Genomic DNA, 15,912 nt, shown 5'->3' on the forward strand with positions numbered 1-15,912 from the left:
GAGGCGGGACGATTGGATTATGGCGCGCCGATCGAGCCGGCGCGGACGGCGTCATCGACCAGTTCGTGGGCGTCGGTGATGCCGCGGGCGGCGTTCTGCACGATGATTTGCGCCATCATCGCTTTGGTGGCCGGAGTGCGGTGCTCCGCTGCGATCTGCTCGACCGCGATATCGAGCACTTCGCGCAGCGTCGCGACGTATTCGGGATCGAACTTCGGCGGTTCGTTGGCAGTCATCGTCGTCTCCTTCAGTTACGGCGCGCACCTTGTCGGGCCAATGCGGCCCAAGTGCGGAGCGGCGATGAAGTTGCAGTGACGGAGACGAATTTTCCGCGACCTTACTGAGCCGTCATGAATCGAAAAACCCTTGCGGCACAATCACAAACGTGATTCCGCCGCAGCCTCGACACGTTCCAATTTCGAGCAAATCCAGACCGGCGCGAAAGCGGTGTCGCAGGTTGTTGACGTGGCTGCGATCTGCGGTGCCGCTGGCGTGTGAATTCAACCGTCGCGAGTCACTGGCTACGCGTCATGCGCGCAAACGGCTGATGGGACTCGGAGACGATCAGGACGCGCAGTGACATGCTGCGGTCATCACTGTGTCGTAGCGGCATGCTGCGGCCTTCAGGCCGCCAAAAACAAAACACCCGCCGGGACCTCCGCACGAGGGGCCACGACGGGTGTCTTGTCAGCTTCGAAGAAGTAAGAAGCTTACTTCTTGGCGGCCGGAGCAGCCGGCGCCGGCGCAGCGGCCGGGGCGGCGACGGTGGCGCCGTTCCAGTACTTCGGGAACCAGGTGGTGTTGCTGAGAACAGCGAAGTGCACCAGGATCGCGATCACGGTGACGCTGCCGAGCAGCAGCGGCAGGCCGACGCCCGGGTTCACGACGGTCCAAATACGACCTTGATTCATGTTCGATACTCCTTAGTGCAGCCAGGGCGAATAAACATACGCCAGGAAATGCGCGACGATGGCGATCGCGCCGAAGATGCGCGTGCCGTCGATCACATGCTTATGGAGCTCTTCCGACTCCGCGATCGTCAGACCGGTCGGCCAGACCTTGTTCAGATCGTCTGCCATTGTAAAACCTCCTGAGAGACTTCGATCAATTGCGTGCTGTTCGCACGCGTAAAGTGCCGCTAGCAGCGACCGGGTCGCCTAGTCCGTCTGACCAATCCGCGAAGCCCCCCTCAGGACTGTCGCGCAATCATCCGAACCATTCGCTTCCGGTTGAGACCTCCGCTTTCGGTGCCGCTCCGATCCCGGAGGGGCGTTGTCGATCACGGCGTTCTCTCGCGCAGTCACATTATCGTGACAGCACCCCTTGTCAACTTGACATGACACTGACCTGTGTCCGGTTCATGCCGGACAGTGCCTCTCGTACGGAACTGACAAATCCGCCGATCATTTCGGCGGCGGAGCGGGCTGGTCCGAGCCTTGATGCGGCGGCCTCGGCTGAGCATGGCCATGGCCGTGCTCGTGGTGGCTGTGCCGCGGCGGGCGGTAAGAAATCACCGCGCAGGCAAGCGCCAGGATCAGGATCGCGCCGCTCTCGTACAACAGGTTTTCGGCGGGCTGGTCCTTGCCCTGCAGGATCAACAGCCGCGAGATCGCCGTGATGGCGATGAACATCGGCAGCGTGATCGGGATCTTCTTGCTCTCGTAGTACACCGCGACCATCGCGATCACTTCGACGTAGATGAACATCAGCAGCAGCTCTTTCAGCGTGACGCGGACGTTCAGCACGGTCTCGTAGACTTCCTGCGTCATCGCCACCACGGCGAAGGTGCCGATCAGCAGCAGGAAGGCGTTCTCGATCAGTTGGAAGCCTTTGCGGATCAGCGGCATCGGCGGGTTGGGCGGCGGCAGGTCGTTCATCGATCGAATCCGGTTGCGGCGCGGCGTGCGCCTTGGAGCGGCGCATCTAGCGGATCGGGCGTGAAGCGTCTTTGACACGGTCACGCGCTGCGGAAAAACGCCGCTGCGGCGGATGCGCGCCGTCCGCGATCAAGCGATCGGCTGCGCCCGTTCGACCACTGCCTGCTGCGCGCTGGTCTCGATCGCGCCGCGGCCGCGCGCGGAGCGCACCTGCGCGATCGCTGTGGTCGGCGGCACGCCGAGCTCGACCAGCAGCCGCGCCGCGATCATGCCGGCGCGGCCGAGCCCGCCTTTGCAATGCACCAGGACGTCGTCGCCGGCGCGCAGCCGCTGCCGGATCAGGCGGCCCTCGGTTTCCCAGCGACGCTCGAACTCCGCGGTCGGCGGGTGATAGTCCGGGATCGGCAGATGCAGCCACTGCATCGCGCGGCGCTCCACCTCGGCGCCGAGCTCCGGCACCTTCAGCAGCTCCAGTTCGCGCCGCTCGACCAGCGTGAGCACCAGCTGTGCGCCCCACGCCTGGATCGCATCGAGGTCGGCGGCGAGATCACGCGCCCAGCCGCCGGTCAGTGCCGAATGATCGTGCTTGCCGGGGCAGAAGGTGATGCCGATGCGGCCATGGTTCGGCCCGGCCCGCACTTCGGCGATCTGCAGCGGATGGGTCTGGCTGGTGCGCAGCGGCGCCATCATTCCTCCAGGGTGTCGAACGCGCGGACGCGATTGATCGCCGGCGAGGCGCCGCTGGCGGCCACGCGGCGGATCAGATCGTCGCGCCGGGCGAGCAGCAACGCCGTGAGGGCGCGCGCGTCGTCGGTGGCGCCGAGCACATTGCGGACCACCGCGGAGATCGCCGGCTCGGTCAGCCGCGCTACCTTGGCGACCGAGGCCGCGAGCGCGTGCCGGGTCATCGCGCTGAATACGCTGGCCGCCACCGCATTGGCGCGGGCGTCGCGCAGGGTGTCGAACTCGATCACCTCGGCGCCGAAGTCGGTCTTGCGCGCGCCGCGGGCCCGATAGGCCAGCGCGCCGCCCTGGTCGATTCTCACCACGCCGCCGTCCCGCGTCACCAGCACGTTGTCGAGGTCGACGCCGAGCACATCGCGATTGGCGAGCCAGGCATCGACCGCGAAATCGCGGCAGACCTCGGCGGCGACGCCGTTCTCCGGATAGGCCAGCGCTTCACCGAGCGAGGCGCCGCGCAGCATCGCGCTCGCGACCGCGAGGCTGCCGCCGCGCGTCACCAGCTCGACCTCGGCGACGCTGGTGCCGGCGAGACGATACAGCCGATTGGCCAGCACTTCGTTGCGGGCGTGATCGTCGCTCGGCGGGGTTTTGACGTACCAGGCGCGGCCATCGGCATCGGCGTAAAGGCCGCCGGCATTGGAGCCGGCCTGGCCGCCGATCGCGGTCCAGCCGTTGGCGTCGCGCAAGGTCCGCGCGCTGTCGCTTGGCTCCGGCATGAACTCCCCAAGGTTGATCGCGCGCGCTTTCCGCGATTTGCGCGAAATCAAGCGACATCCCGCCGCCCGCCGATTAGCGTAGCGCCGCCGCTGGCCTACGCAACATCGACCAAACGCTGACGAGCCGGGAGCGAGGCGATGTCATTCTCGAGATTCTGGGACGTGCTCACCGGTCGCGACACGGCGCGCGCGAGCCGGATCGATTGGGACGCCAAATACGGCACCGACACCCGCTCCACCGTCGAGCTGCACGGGCTCACCATCCCTCATGACAGCCGCAGCTTCGGCGAGCGCTATCAGGCGAGCGATCCGTCGGTGCTCAGCGACGCGCTGGCGTTCGTCGGGCTCGATCCGCGCGCCTATCGCTTCATCGATCTCGGCTGCGGCAAGGGCCGGATGCTGATCGTCGCCGCCGAGCTCGGCTTCAAATCCTGCGTCGGCGTCGAATTCGCCGACGAGCTGGCGCAGACCGCGAAGGCCAACGCCGCGGCGGCCGGGTTCAACACGATCTCGATCGTGCACGGCGACGCCGGCGCTTACGCGTTCCCCGACGAGCCGTTCGTGCTGTATCTGTTCAACCCGTTCTCGCACCAGATCATGGCGCGGGTCCGCGACAATCTCTCGAAGCTGCGCCGCGCCGACTACTACGTGATCTACAAAAATCCGCGCGAGCGCCGGATCTTCGACGAGATGCCGACGCTGCGCTATCTCGGCACCCCGCCGGCGCACAAAGGCGTGTGGGGCGTGCATGTCTGGGCGCCGCGGGGCGCGTAGTTCGTCCGATCGAGATCCCGGGTTAGCGAGCTTTCGCTCGCGCCCCGGAATGACTGGGTGGAGCCATGCGTGCGCCTCTCCACCCGCCGTCATTCCGGGATGCGTGCGACAGCACGCAGACCCGGAATCTCGCAGTGTTCTGCTTACGCGCGAAGCCGTCCATCATGGGCGACCACTCGCTTCTGACGTCATCCCCGCGCAAGCGGGGATCCAGTATCCCAGAGAGCTGGTGATCGGCACGAACGCTCTGGAATACTGGGTCGCCCGCCTGCGCGGGCGATGACGGACCATTGTTATTTGCCTGCATCGAGATTCCGGGGTCACGCTGGCGCGCGCGTCCCGGAATGACTTGCCGCGTCACCCGAACGCGTAGCCCGAGATACGCTTGTTGCCGATCAGGTCGCTGAATACGCGGCGGCCTTGGTCGGGGCCGGCGGCGCCGGCGGTGACCATCAGCGGGATCAAATGCTCTTCGCGCGGATGGCAGGCGCGGGCACCGGGGGCGCTGGCCCAATGTGCCAGGCGGTCGTTGCGGACCGCAGCGTCGGGCGCGGTGGCGGCTTCCGTGAGCCAATGATCGAACGCCTCCGATTCCGCCTGTTGGCCGTCGAAGAAGGTCGAGAGGTTGTGGAAGCTGTTGCCGCTGCCGATGATCAGCACGTTGTCGTCGCGGAGTGGCGCCAGCGCGGCGCCGATCGCCAGATGCTGCACCGGATCGAGGTCCTGCTGCAGCGACAGCATCACCACCGGAATCTGCGCGTCCGGATCGACGATCAGCATCGGCACGAACACGCCGTGGTCGAAGCCGCGGGTCGCATCGGCGGCGGTGGCGATGCCGGCATTGCCGAGCAGCGCCTGCACCTGTTTGGCCAGCGCCGGATCGCCCGGCGCCGGATAGCTCAGCCGGTAAGTGTGCTCGGGAAAGCCGTAGTAATCGAACAGCATCGATGGGGCGGCCGAGGTACTGACGGTCGGCAGCGCCGCCTCCCAATGGCCGGACACGACCAGGATCGCGCGCGGCCGCGCCGGCAGCGAGGCGAGCACGCCGGACAGATAGGCGCGCAGGCCGTCATAAGCGTGCGGCCCGAACCGCCGCGGCGGCTCCATCCAGAAGCAGGGGCCGCCGCCGTGCGACAGGAAGATGGAGGGTTGACGGGGCATCGTCGTAATCTCCCTGATTGGAAGTGATGTGAGCGGCCGCGTCACAGCACGCGGCAGGCTTCCTCGAAGGCGAGCCGCGGGTTGCGCAGAAACAGCTTCTCGGCGTCGCCGTAGCCGATGTTGCACAGGAAGTTCGACTTCCAGCGGCCGTCGGGGAAGAACTCGGCATCGAGCGTGGCGTGATCGAAGCCGGACATCGGGCCGGCATCGAGCCCGAGCGCGCGGGCGGCGAGGATCATGTAGGCGCCCTGCAGCGCCGAGTTGCGCTTGGCCGTCTCGGTGATCAGCTCCGGCTTGCCGACGAAGCCGCTGCGCATGTCGCGCGCGGGAAACAGCTGCGGCAACAGATCGTGGAATTCGGTGTCGTAGGCCACGATCACGCAGCACGGCGCCGCCTTGACCTTGTCGACATTGCCCGGCGCGACACTCTTCAGCAGGCGCGCCTTGGCCTCGGCGCTGCGCACGAACACGAAGCGGCCCGGATTGCTGTTGGCGGCGGTCGGTGCCCATTTCACGAGGTCATACAGGGCGTGGATGGTGTCGTCGGTCACGGCCTTGGAGGTCCACGCATTGTGGGTGCGGGCCTGGACGAACAGCTGGTCGAGGTGGGGATCGGGCAGCGAAGTGCTCATGGGGCGGGTTCTTGTCTGAGACGAGGGGAGAGGCGCCCGCCGCCGGATGCGGCGGGCGCGGAGCGTCGAAAGCGATCAGTTCTGCTTTTCGAATGCGGCGCTGATCTCGAGGCCGACCTCGTCGCTGATCAACGGCACATATTTCGTCACGCCGAAGTCGCTGCGCTTGATCGTGCCGGTGAGATCGAAGCCGACCGTCACCTTCTTGTTCAGCGGATTGACGCCGGCGCCGTGCAGCCGAGCGTCGAGCGTCACCTTCTTGGTGACGCCGTGCAGCGTCAGCTCGCCGGTCACCTTGGCCTGGCGCGGGCCGGTCACGTTGACGCTCTGCGAGGTGAAGCGGATCTCCGGATTCGCCTTGACGTCGAGCCAGTCGGCAGCCTTCAGCTCCTCGGTCAGCTTGTCGACCGGGGTGTTCACCGAGGCGGTCGGCAGCTTGATGTCGAAGCTGCTCTTGGCCGGGTTGGCACCGTCGAGCTGCAGCGTGCCGGAGACCTCGCCGAACCGGCCGCGGAAATCCGAAAAGCCCATATGCGACACCACGAAGCCGACCTGGGTGTGGTCGGGGTCGATTGCGTAAGCGCCGCTCTCGACCTTCACCGGCTCGGTCTTCACCGCCTGGGCCTTGGCGGCCTTCGGCGCGGTCTCGGCGAACACGGCGGGCGCGGCCACCAGGGCGGCGGCCAGGATCGGAAACAGCAGGCGTCGTTGGATCATGTGCATCCTCCAGTTTGGCTGTCCCCCTGACTTAAGAGCGGCTGCCGGCCGAAGAAAGAGATGAAGTTTTGCGGTTCTTCATCTAAAATTTCGATGATGAATGATGGCCTCACCCTCGACCAGATCCAGCTCCTGCTCACCGTGGCGGATGAAGGCAGCTTTTCCGGCGCCGCCCGCAGGCTGCGGCGGGCGCAGTCCGCCGTCACCTATGGGGTGCAGAAGCTGGAACAGCAGATCGGCGTCGCGCTGTTCGATCGCTCGGGCTACCGGCCGGTGCTGACCGAGGCCGGCCGCGCGCTGCTGGCGCGGGCGCGGCGGATTTCCGAGGAGGCGGCGGCGTTCCGCGATCAGGCCCGCAGCCTCGCCGGGGGCCTGGAGTCGGAATTGACCCTGGTGCTGGACTCGATGTTTCCGATGCCGCGGATGGTCGATGCGCTGCGCGCTTTCACCGACGCCTTCCCCACCGTGCCGCCGCGGATCTTCGTGCAATCGCTCGGCGCCTCGGCCGAGCTGGTGCTGAATGGCACCTGCGTGATCGGGCTGGTGCCGGAGCCGTTCAGCGATCACCCCGATCTGAAGCGCTCCACGCTGTCCACCGTGCAGCTGCTGCCGGTGGTGGCGCAGGGTCATCCGCTCGCCGCGATCGCCGGCCCGATCCCGACCGACGTGCTGCGCCGCCATGTCCAACTGGTGCTGACCGATCGTTCGGCGCTGACCGAGGGCCGCGATTACGGCGTGCTGTCGACGCAGACCTGGCGGCTCGCCGATCTCGGCACCAAGCACGCGATGCTGCTGGCCGGGCTCGGCTGGGGCAGCATGCCGACCCATCTGGTGGCGGACGATGTCGAGGCCGGCCGGCTCAAGCTGATCCAGCCGATGGAATTCGAGGACCGCACCGCGCAGCTGGTGATGACCGCCGCGCATCTTGCCGCCCGCCCGCTCGGCCCCGCCGCGCAATGGATGCTGAACTACCTCCGCGCCCAGAGCCCGCGCGGGTGAGCCGTGCTCCTCAGAGCCCGACTGGACATGCGGGCAATGAACTCGAGCACCTTCGTTTCAACCCGTCATGCCCGGCCTTGTGCCGGGCATCCACGCCTTGCGGCGAAAACAACATGCAAAGGCTTGGATGGCCGGGACGAGCCCGGCCATGACGAAACTCATCGTCGATTGGACGGCTTAGGAAAGCCTTTGCTGTCCGCATGTCCGGTCAGGCTCTGAGAATGCGGGCAGCGTCCGCCCGCCCTCAGCTCTTGCCCGGGACTGCGAACGTCCGGTCCGGCGACAGCTCGGCGTCGTAGGCCATTTCCATGACGATCTTGAACAGCCGGTCGCAGCGGGCGTCGGGGGCGAAGTGGGTGTCGTCCTTGATCCAGCCGAGCGCCTTCTCCCAGCTCGGCGAGCGGCCGATATAGGCCATCGTCCAGTTCGGGAATTCGCGCGTCTCGACCTTCGCGGCCGACATCACCTGGATCTTGCCGTGGCGCGGGTCGTGCCGGATCACGTCGAAGATCCGCTCCACGGTCTCGCGCGGGCCTTCCAGAACCTGGGCGAAGAAGCCGCAATTGAAGATCAGCGCGCCGGTCAGGCCGAGCGCGTCGTTGTTGCGGCGGGAGGTGGCGAGGATGCTCTCGATCTCCTTGGCGACATGCGCGACATCGCCCTCGATCCGATTCTCGCTGACGTAAAGCAACCGATACAAATGCGATTCAGTCATCACCGCGCTGGTTTAGACGGAGTAATGCAATCAGCCAATCCTCTGCCGCCATTGAGGAGCGCTGCGCCTCAGGCTTCCTTGCGCGGCGTCAAAACATCCCTGCGTCTTCTCATCCCCTGTCATTCCGCAGCGCTCGTGACGCGCGCGAGTCCTGAATTCTCGCAGTCGTGAATCGAAAGCGCCGCCGCGAACGGGCGCGGTGATGACTCGCTAAAATTGTCGGGATGCTCCGTGTCGCGCCAATGTCCGTCCGAGTCATTCCGGGGGGCTCGCGAAAGCGAGCGAACCCGGAATCTCGATCCCTGGACCAACGAATGGTCCAGCCTAATCCGTGAGCCGAGAACGCCGGATCGGTCGAGCGCAGCGAACTTCATCAGCGGCAGTGAAAGCCGCTCAGCTCAGCATCGGCCACAGCCGATACGCCACCGCCACGGCGAGCACGATCGCTGCCCAGATCAAAGCGTGGTTCAGCCATTGGCTGGTGGTGGTCCCGCGCAGCATGCCGCGGCCGACGAACAGCGTCAGCGCCGACAGCATCGCGACGCCGACCACCGTGGAGGAGTCGAACAGCTCGCCGCTATAGGCGGTGTCGTTGACGATCGCCGCCACGCCGCCGGTGACCACGATCGCGATCAGAAGCCAGAAATACGCCATGGCCGAAGTGTCCGCCGCACCGCGTGGCCCTGTCAATGCGGGGCAGCGACGCGGGGGCAGGGAGCTTGCGCGTGCGCTTAGGGCGGCAGTGTCGCCAGATAGCTGGCGATCGCCGTCATGTCAGCGAGCGTCATCGCCGCCGTGTTGGCCTGCATCGGGTCGGCCAGCGCGCCGCGGCGCAGGCCGTGTTTGAATTCGTAAAGCTGCCGCACGATGTAGCTCGGCGAGCGGCCGGCGATCGGCGGGATGGTGTCGGTGCCGTGCAGGGTGTCGCCGTGGCAGCCGGCGCAGGCCGGCACCCGCTCCGCCTCGGCGCCCGCGACCAGCTTTTGTCCGCGCGCGATGCTGCCGGGCGGCACATAGGCGGTGAAGGTGACGCGCGCGTCGCGGTTGACGTAGTTCTCCTCGTCGTCCGGCACCTCGACGATGCGGTCGCCGAGCGGCACGGTCGCGCCGCCGCCGCCGGGTGTGTAGTACCAGTTCGGGATCGTGGTCGCGGGCGCGCGCTCGCTCTCGACCACCTTGATCCGCGCCGGCAGCCGGATCGCCGCGTAGTAGGCGGCGGCTTGGTCGATCTCCTCCGGCGTCAGCTCCTTCAGCGCCGCAATCATCCGGAACACATGTGCCCGCGCCGGTGCGCCGGTGCTGCGCGCTCCGCTGCGATAGTCGTCGATCTGCCGCTTGATGTAGTCGGCCGGCAGGCCGGCGAGGCTGGCGTTCTCCGGCCCGCCGATGCCCTCCGGCCGGTGGCAGCTGCCGCAGGCGCGCAGGTTCGGCTTCCGCCCCAACGCGACGATCGGCGGCATCGCCGCGTGCGCGTCGGGCCGCCAGTCGAGCGCGAAGAACAGATCCCGGATCTGCGTCAGCGTGTAGCCGGCCTCGCTGCCCGCCACGTGCCGCACCGTGCCGTCGTCGGCCGGCGCTACTGTGCCCGGCGGCGCGATCGGATAGGCCCACACCGGCGGCGCCTCGTCCTGCGCCAGGCCTGCGGAGGCGGCACACAGCGCGGCCGGCACCAGCAACAGACGCATCGCCCGGCCCACGCGCCTCCGCAGCCGCCCCATCCGTGCCTCTCCCGCGTCCGAGCACGCGCCTGCGGCGCTCGCCCCAGTTGTTATTTGCGGCTCAGCAGCGCGATGAGCAGCGCGCGTTCGCCGGCCGGTCGCGCAGGATAGGTAGTTTGGTATGGCCGTCAATCGGCAATGGGGGAAGGCAACGGGGACTCGACCGAGCGATCGTAAAGGCGATGCCAAACCGGTTCATGGCTTGGCGGTCCGGTGCGCTCCATGAGCTGACGGCGTTTGCAGTCACGCGTAGGGCGGGTCAGCCGAAGGCGCCACCCGCCGACGTGCGACACGAAGGAAGACGGCGGATGACGCTGCGCTCATCCGCCCCACGGTTGATCCCGTCGTCCGCGTCTCAGGCGCTTCAGGCTGCGGAGGATGTCAGCAGGCGCGTGGCCAGCTTGTGGACGTGCCTGACGCCGTGCTGGTCCAGATCCCAGGTCGCGACTTCGCCACGGATCAGATCGGGATGCTTCTTGCTGATGTCCCGCAGGGCGTTGCCGACCGACTTGCGCAAGTACTCGCTGGCGTCGCTCCGCAGCGGCGACAGCAGCGCGACGGCGGCTTCGGGATGGGCGCGGAAGTAAGGCCGCGCCGTCCATATCCGCAGCCCCTCGGTCACGGCGCGCCTTGTGTTGGCGGATGCCGCCGACAACCACTCCCGGATGGTCGGCAGCGCGGTTTCATAGCCGGTGTCCGCACAGAACCGGTCGAACGCCTTGGCCAGAATCTCCTGTACGCGCCAATCCTCGTCCAGGCTGACGCGCTGTTTCAGCACGGCGAGCGCATCGCCATCGCCGGCGGCCAGACGCCCGAGAATGAACGTTGCCACACAGCGAGCCTGATGGACCTCGGATCGCAACAGCTCCAGCGCGATCTCTTTCGCCCGCGCCGCATCGCCGGACGCGATCACTTCGTCGGCCGCCAGTTCGAGATCCTTGAACCCGTTCGCGGTGCGCCTGGCCCGTTCGTCGATCGCCGTTGTCATCCGCATCATGGTCTCGGTTCGAGCTTCGAAGGACACTATCGCGATGGTAGCCGCGCTTCTATGCGCCTAGCTTGGAATTGGTTGGTGCGATGTCGTGCAATCTCTTGCAGCAGCGGAGCACGTCCGACGGGTTCGCCGAAGGCGTAACCCGCCGATGTGCGGCGCCAATGAAGACGGCGGATTACGCCGAGCTCATCCGCTCGACGGACTGTCAATCCGGTGCACGGACTCGGAGGCGGGTGGTCCGCATTTCCAAAGCATCGCGAAACGACGTCCTCTCCCCCGTCATTCCGGGATGCGCGCCATCGGCGCGCAGGCCCGGAATCTATAACCACCGTCGTTTGTATTCCTGCCGCAGCGATGCAACGCCGCACCCTTACGGCACCCTCCGTGAGTATGGATTCCGGGCTCGCGCTCCGCGCGCCCCGGAATGACGTGGAGAGAGGATTGTTTAATCAGGATTCGTCGGATGGGTTGAGCTTGCCGAGGCCCTCGTCCAGGCTACGCTTCCCACATTAAATCTTTTGATCCTAGAGGGCGTCGCGCCAATTCCGAAAGTCATCAATCCAAAGCAGTATCAAGACTGAGGGCAAAGACATGGCGCCATCGATCGGTCCGCACGAGATGCGGGAGCTGGAGTTGATGAAGAGCGGTGAAAAGCCTCTCAGCATGTTTATGGAGCCGATCCCGTTGGACGCTAAGGCGTTCCCCGAGGACGAGTTTGACGAGATGGTGAACGAGGGCAAGCTCATCAAACACGTATGTATTGAGGCACTGGAAGTCGGCTCGAACCAGATCAGAACACGGCGAGTTCTTTATGCACTACCTGGCGAGGAGTGGAGAATTTCAGCTGCTGTTTTAGTCCACAAGGTGTACCGCTCGCTTGGCGGGTGGAGGCCAGATCTTGATAGAGTTATCGGTGAGTTGCTGGGCTATGATGCAGTCGATATCGATGAGTTCGTGGAAAGAAGCAAGCCTAGCGTGTAGCGTGTAGGGCGGGTTAGCCGAAGGCGTAACCCGCCGATGCGCGACGCCAATGAAAGCGGCGGATTACGCTGCGCTAATCCTCCCCCTATGAGCTTGAAGGACGGGCCATGCCGCAGATCGCAGCGCGCTCCCTCTCCCGCTTGCGGGAGAGGGCTGGGGTGAGGGCGACGCGGGTCGTGAGTCAGTGTGGAATCCGCACGAGCGGGACGAAGCGCGGCTCACAGATCGCGATAGGCCGCTTCGTCGGACTCCGAAAGCCATTCGGAGAATGTCGCGAACGGATCAACGTCACGTACCGGGAATCTCGTCCGACGCGGCGTAAGTTCGACATCTCGAGAAGGCGATGCCTGCATCGCATCGACCAGATCGCGTCCGGTCTGGGCCATGCCCTGCGCGGGTGTGCCGGGCGTCCCTTCGGCGTCCTGAGCGATGCCGGACCGCCTCCGCTTGTTCGTCATAGAAGGCATCCTTGCGAAAGACCCGCGGTCGCTTCGCTCGCGCTGGCTACGCTTACCCCTGCGGCGCCTGCTTGCAGCTATTCTTTGTCTCCCGCCACAGAAAGCGCTTCGGCAATCGCTCGCAGAGCTTTTTCTTTGTAAGAAACTTGTAGTCTTATTTCCTCTAGCCGTTCCGAGGCGTGCTCTCGGTCCGTGATTAACGTGCTGAGCCGAAGGATGTTCGGAGCGGGTCTCGTGCTTTCCCTCTGTATCTCCTCCCTGAGAAAGTCTAATCGTTCTCGTAAAAGCGCCTCCTCGCTTGTCGTTTTTGTTCCAGAGGGGGCTGCTTCCTGATTCCATGGATAGCGAGTGATAATCCCACGTTCGGATGACTGGTTGTCTTCGGATGCCTGACGGAGTTGGCTCTCGTCAAATTTGATCTCGGCGATCGCGTCACTGTCGATGTTCTGCTTCAAGTGTTCGGCAGCGCGCCTCAGGAAGTGGCTGAGAGAGTAAAGGATAAATGTTTGATCTGCGTAGTCTCTCATCTCTTCTACTAGTTCTGGTCGTGCACCGATCCGGGCTCCCCGAAACTCGTGCCACCAATCTTCCTTGATGTCATCGCTTATCATTACGATGGGCCGACCTTCGGTCTTGGCTTTTTCAAGGATCTCTTTCCAAACTAGTAAATCGCCAAATTTGTTTGCTCCGTCCTTTTTGGCGTCCCGGTAACCCGGCGGTATCAGGGCTGCGTAGCGTTTCTCTCCTTCCTGCTGAATTTTGCTAATTTCATCCTGGCTTGGGCGGCGTCCTACGGATTCTCCGATGAGGTCGGAGATTTCACAAAATACGGTGTGTGCTTCCGTGTGGCTGGGGTGATTGGCCTTAGCTTCAGCGAGTCGCTCATTGATATCAAAAATAAAGGTGTCGATTCGTTTTTGTTCTTCCTTGGCGTCGATTGTCTGATGTCTAGTGAATTGATTGAAGATTGCTTTCAGCTTGTTTGCTTGCGCGGCTATCTCGTTAGTTACCTTATCATAGGCCTCTCTATTCGCTTGATCCACCTCTCGCCAATTCTTTTGAAATTCAACTCCCACTTGATAAGGTATCCAAACCCGCGGTTTGAGGCCTTCTAGCGTTTTAATTACTTGAGATCGTGTTTTTGTTCCGTAGCGAAATAAGTGCAATAGTATGTTTGTGTCTGGAACAAATAGGCAGTCGTTCCAAATTTTTGAGAGTTCTTCGTGCGTTGGAGCGTAATGTCCAGGGAATCGTGTTCTCATTTTCGCAAACTCATTTCGAGTATCTCTTATTTATCATAATCCGGCGTGATGTGAACTTGACTTCCTGGTGTATAGGTTTATGATCCTATCTATCCCGCCCCATCGAGGGGCGCGTTGCCGGGACGCTGGTCGTCGCGGGGCGGGGTGTGGCGCCTGCGGGTGTGGGGTGGACGTCGCCCTGTACCTCCGGGAGGCTGAGGGTCGCCGTCCGCCGCTACTACGAGCGGCCGCCGCGACAGAGGCTGGACGGGTACGGTAGAGGCCGGGGAAAGCCCGCAAGCTCGCCGTGTCCCGGAAGAACGGTCCTTCAGCCAAAAGTCGCCACGGTGGAGCGTCGAAAGACGTTTCCGCGGCGCTCGCGCTTCGGCGATCCGAAGCCTGAGGCCGCGGGTACTACCAAAGGCGCGTCTTTCGGCGCTCCACCTCCCTCGGCCCGATGGCCGACCGGAGGCCCCCTGACCCCACCACTCACGCAAGGCTTTTGCGGGCAACGCCGCCGCATGCGCGCGCGCCCGCTGGTATCAGCATCAGGAGGGAGCGATGCCGACTTGGCCGACCGAACAACTCAGCTGGGATCGCGCGCGGCTGGATGCGCTCGAGCAGCAGGCCAGCGCCGAGCGGGCGCAGCTTTGGCTCGATATCGACATGCTGGCGGCACGCCGCGCGCTGCAGCGCGCGCTGGCAGATGAAGCGCAGGCGCACAAGCGTTGCCCAGTGAAGGACTGCCGCCGGGCGCGCGGCTGCCGCACGCCGATGCTCTGCGCCGTCGTGCCGATGGACCCGCCGACCGAGTCACAGTGGAAGATGATCGACACGCTGTACACCAACCTGCAGCGCCGCCGCCGCGATCAGGCGCTGGCGCGGCGGTGCCACGGCGAGCGGATGCGCGATGGGCGCAAGCCGGGGAGCGGGCGATGACGATGATGGTGGGGAGGGCGCTTTGCGCGGGTGCCGGCTGCGGAGCCGCAACGCGCCGGGTCCGTCATCCTCCGCGCAAGCGGAGGATCGAGTATTCCAGAGAGCCTGCGGTCAGCAACGCGCGCTCTGGCATACTGGGTCGCCCGCCTGCGCGGGCGATGACGATGATGGTGGGGAGGGCGCTTTGCGCGGATGCCGGCTGCGGAGCCGCAACGCGCTGGGTCCGTCATCCTCCGCGCAAGCGGAGGATCAAGTATTCCAGAGAGCTTGCGGTCAGCAGCGCGCGCTCTGGAATACTGGGTCGCCTGCCTGCGCGGGCGATGACCGTGAGGGGCGGTGGCTCAGAAGCCGCCTTCTTCGTCCTCGTCGTCGTGCTTCTTGCCGCCGATGGTCTTGAGCTTGGCGAACACCGCGTCGACGTCGAGATCTTCCTGGCTCTTGCCGGAGGTCGCCGCTTCGAACTCGGCTTCCTTGCGGGTAGTCTCGGAGGCCGGCAGCAGGGTGGCGCCGCCATACTGCTGGTCGGTCGGCTTCTCCTTGGCGGCGCGCTGCACCTCGAAGTCGAGGTCGAGCTGCGAGCACAGGCCGAGCGTCACCGGGTCCATCGGGGTCAGGGTCGCAGCGTTCCAATGGGTGCGGTCGCGCACGGAAGCGATCGTGGTCTTGGTGGTGCCGACCAGGCGCATGATCTGCGCGTCCTTCAGCTCCGGATGATTGCGGACCAGCCACAGGATCGCGCTCGGGCGCTCGTGACGGCGCGACACCGGGGTGTAGCGCGGGCCCTTCTTCTTGGCGGCCTGCGGCAGCACCACCTTGCTCTCGGCGAGCTTCAGCCGATAGTCCGGGTCCTTCTCGCCCTTCTCGATCTCGTCGCGGGTGAGCTGGCCGGTCGAAATCGGGTCCATGCCCTTGATGCCCTGGGCGGCGTCGCCGTCGGCGATCGCCTTGACCTCCAAGACATGCATCTTGGTGAAGTCGGCGACCTGATCGAACGTCAACGCCGTGTTGTCGAGCAGCCAGACGGCGGTGGCCTTCGGCATCAGCGGTGCGTTGCTCATGGCAAATCTCCTTTGTCCCTTGCCCCTCCGGATTCGTCCTGAGGCAAGGCGGGTCGTCGAGGATGACGGGAATTGCCGCTTATATATGCTGTCCGGGGCTCGCCGCGCAAGGAGCCTTGCTAAAGTGCAGGTTGAACGGCCTTGACAGTGCCGCAAACCCGGCCCAATTCCTACCCCGTTCGACCGCT

Annotated in this window: 20 protein-coding genes; 4 read left to right on the top strand and 16 right to left on the bottom strand. The window is 65.0% G+C overall.

The window, feature by feature from the left end; all coding sequences use genetic code 11:
* Window positions 1-17: 17 nt before the first annotated feature.
* From DY467_RS21390 to DY467_RS21415, 6 genes are all read right to left on the bottom strand, one after another.
* On the bottom strand, window positions 18-236 hold the full coding sequence (locus DY467_RS21390) for a hypothetical protein (protein ID WP_107345877.1): 219 nt from the start codon (window positions 234-236) through the stop codon (window positions 18-20).
* 474 nt (window positions 237-710) lie between these two features.
* Window positions 711-911 carry a light-harvesting protein gene (gene pufA / locus DY467_RS21395; RefSeq protein ID WP_107345876.1) on the bottom strand — a complete coding sequence of 67 codons (201 nt, stop codon included), beginning with the start codon at window positions 909-911 and terminating at the stop codon, window positions 711-713.
* A gap of 12 nt (window positions 912-923) precedes the next feature.
* Window positions 924-1,079, bottom strand: coding sequence for a light-harvesting antenna LH1, beta subunit (gene pufB, locus DY467_RS21400; RefSeq protein ID WP_022721374.1), 156 nt, complete (start codon window positions 1,077-1,079; stop codon window positions 924-926).
* Between the two features lie 324 nt (window positions 1,080-1,403).
* A complete protein-coding gene (locus tag DY467_RS21405) occupies window positions 1,404-1,877 on the bottom strand; it encodes a phosphate-starvation-inducible protein PsiE (RefSeq protein ID WP_246701601.1) in 474 nt (157 codons plus the stop codon).
* A 129-nt stretch (window positions 1,878-2,006) separates the two neighbouring features.
* Window positions 2,007-2,564 (bottom strand): cyclin-dependent kinase inhibitor 3 family protein, encoded by a 558-nt coding sequence (locus DY467_RS21410; RefSeq protein WP_164638802.1) that lies wholly within the window; start codon window positions 2,562-2,564, stop codon window positions 2,007-2,009.
* Complete coding sequence (locus tag DY467_RS21415; protein WP_164638804.1) at window positions 2,564-3,337, bottom strand: type III effector HopAG1; 774 nt, start codon at window positions 3,335-3,337, stop codon at window positions 2,564-2,566. Before DY467_RS21415 ends, DY467_RS21410 begins: the two co-directional genes overlap by 1 nt.
* 138 nt (window positions 3,338-3,475) lie before the next feature.
* On the opposite strand from DY467_RS21415, the gene DY467_RS21420 reads away from it, so the two are divergent.
* A complete protein-coding gene (locus DY467_RS21420) occupies window positions 3,476-4,111 on the top strand; it encodes a class I SAM-dependent methyltransferase (RefSeq protein ID WP_164638806.1) in 636 nt (211 codons plus the stop codon).
* Window positions 4,112-4,468: 357 nt separating this feature from the next.
* On the opposite strand, the gene DY467_RS21425 is transcribed toward DY467_RS21420, so the two are convergent.
* The 3 genes from DY467_RS21425 to DY467_RS21435 all read right to left on the bottom strand — a co-directional run bounded on the left by DY467_RS21425 (window position 4,469) and on the right by DY467_RS21435 (window position 6,621).
* Window positions 4,469-5,272 carry a DODA-type extradiol aromatic ring-opening family dioxygenase gene (locus DY467_RS21425; RefSeq protein ID WP_164638808.1) on the bottom strand — a complete coding sequence of 268 codons (804 nt, stop codon included), beginning with the start codon at window positions 5,270-5,272 and terminating at the stop codon, window positions 4,469-4,471.
* Window positions 5,273-5,313: 41 nt separating this feature from the next.
* Window positions 5,314-5,904: a malonic semialdehyde reductase gene (locus DY467_RS21430; RefSeq protein WP_164638810.1), complete on the bottom strand. Its 591-nt coding sequence runs from the start codon at window positions 5,902-5,904 to the stop codon at window positions 5,314-5,316.
* A 75-nt stretch (window positions 5,905-5,979) separates the two neighbouring features.
* The gene (locus tag DY467_RS21435) at window positions 5,980-6,621 is read right to left on the bottom strand and encodes a YceI family protein (RefSeq protein ID WP_164638812.1); all 642 of its coding nucleotides are present in this window, start codon (window positions 6,619-6,621) and stop codon (window positions 5,980-5,982) included.
* A gap of 96 nt (window positions 6,622-6,717) precedes the next feature.
* Here DY467_RS21435 and DY467_RS21440 point away from each other — a divergent pair, with 96 nt between their 5' ends.
* Complete coding sequence (locus DY467_RS21440; RefSeq protein ID WP_234820020.1) at window positions 6,718-7,620, top strand: LysR family transcriptional regulator; 903 nt, start codon at window positions 6,718-6,720, stop codon at window positions 7,618-7,620.
* Between the two features lie 244 nt (window positions 7,621-7,864).
* Here DY467_RS21440 and DY467_RS21445 read toward each other — a convergent pair whose 3' ends face one another.
* The 4 genes from DY467_RS21445 to DY467_RS21460 form a co-directional block, all read right to left on the bottom strand.
* Complete coding sequence (locus DY467_RS21445) at window positions 7,865-8,335, bottom strand: BLUF domain-containing protein (protein WP_164638814.1); 471 nt, start codon at window positions 8,333-8,335, stop codon at window positions 7,865-7,867.
* Between the two features lie 393 nt (window positions 8,336-8,728).
* On the bottom strand, window positions 8,729-8,989 hold the full coding sequence (locus tag DY467_RS21450; RefSeq protein WP_234822271.1) for a hypothetical protein: 261 nt from the start codon (window positions 8,987-8,989) through the stop codon (window positions 8,729-8,731).
* A gap of 77 nt (window positions 8,990-9,066) precedes the next feature.
* Complete coding sequence (locus tag DY467_RS21455; RefSeq protein WP_164638818.1) at window positions 9,067-10,020, bottom strand: c-type cytochrome; 954 nt, start codon at window positions 10,018-10,020, stop codon at window positions 9,067-9,069.
* 397 nt (window positions 10,021-10,417) lie between these two features.
* Window positions 10,418-11,041, bottom strand: a complete 624-nt coding sequence (locus DY467_RS21460) for a DNA alkylation repair protein (RefSeq protein ID WP_246701602.1) — start codon at window positions 11,039-11,041, stop codon at window positions 10,418-10,420.
* A 597-nt stretch (window positions 11,042-11,638) separates the two neighbouring features.
* Between DY467_RS21460 and DY467_RS21465 the strand changes: the two genes are divergently transcribed.
* Window positions 11,639-12,028, top strand: coding sequence for a hypothetical protein (locus tag DY467_RS21465; RefSeq protein WP_164638822.1), 390 nt, complete (start codon window positions 11,639-11,641; stop codon window positions 12,026-12,028).
* Window positions 12,029-12,246: 218 nt separating this feature from the next.
* Here the strand turns inward: DY467_RS21465 and DY467_RS21470 are convergent, their stop codons facing one another.
* Together DY467_RS21470 and DY467_RS21475 are read right to left on the bottom strand one after the other, a co-directional pair.
* On the bottom strand, window positions 12,247-12,486 hold the full coding sequence (locus DY467_RS21470) for a hypothetical protein (RefSeq protein WP_164638828.1): 240 nt from the start codon (window positions 12,484-12,486) through the stop codon (window positions 12,247-12,249).
* 77 nt (window positions 12,487-12,563) lie between these two features.
* Window positions 12,564-13,748 carry a PIN-like domain-containing protein gene (locus DY467_RS21475; RefSeq protein WP_164638830.1) on the bottom strand — a complete coding sequence of 395 codons (1,185 nt, stop codon included), beginning with the start codon at window positions 13,746-13,748 and terminating at the stop codon, window positions 12,564-12,566.
* Between the two features lie 540 nt (window positions 13,749-14,288).
* Between DY467_RS21475 and DY467_RS21480 the strand changes: the two genes are divergently transcribed.
* The gene (locus tag DY467_RS21480) at window positions 14,289-14,666 is read left to right on the top strand and encodes a hypothetical protein (protein WP_164638832.1); all 378 of its coding nucleotides are present in this window, start codon (window positions 14,289-14,291) and stop codon (window positions 14,664-14,666) included.
* 341 nt (window positions 14,667-15,007) lie between these two features.
* Here the strand turns inward: DY467_RS21480 and DY467_RS21485 are convergent, their stop codons facing one another.
* Window positions 15,008-15,724 carry a DUF1013 domain-containing protein gene (locus DY467_RS21485; RefSeq protein WP_107345862.1) on the bottom strand — a complete coding sequence of 239 codons (717 nt, stop codon included), beginning with the start codon at window positions 15,722-15,724 and terminating at the stop codon, window positions 15,008-15,010.
* Window positions 15,725-15,912 lie beyond the last annotated feature (188 nt).

The sequence above is a fragment of the Rhodopseudomonas sp. BR0G17 genome, from assembly GCF_010907025.1.
Classification (GTDB): domain Bacteria; phylum Pseudomonadota; class Alphaproteobacteria; order Rhizobiales; family Xanthobacteraceae; genus Rhodopseudomonas; species Rhodopseudomonas palustris_H.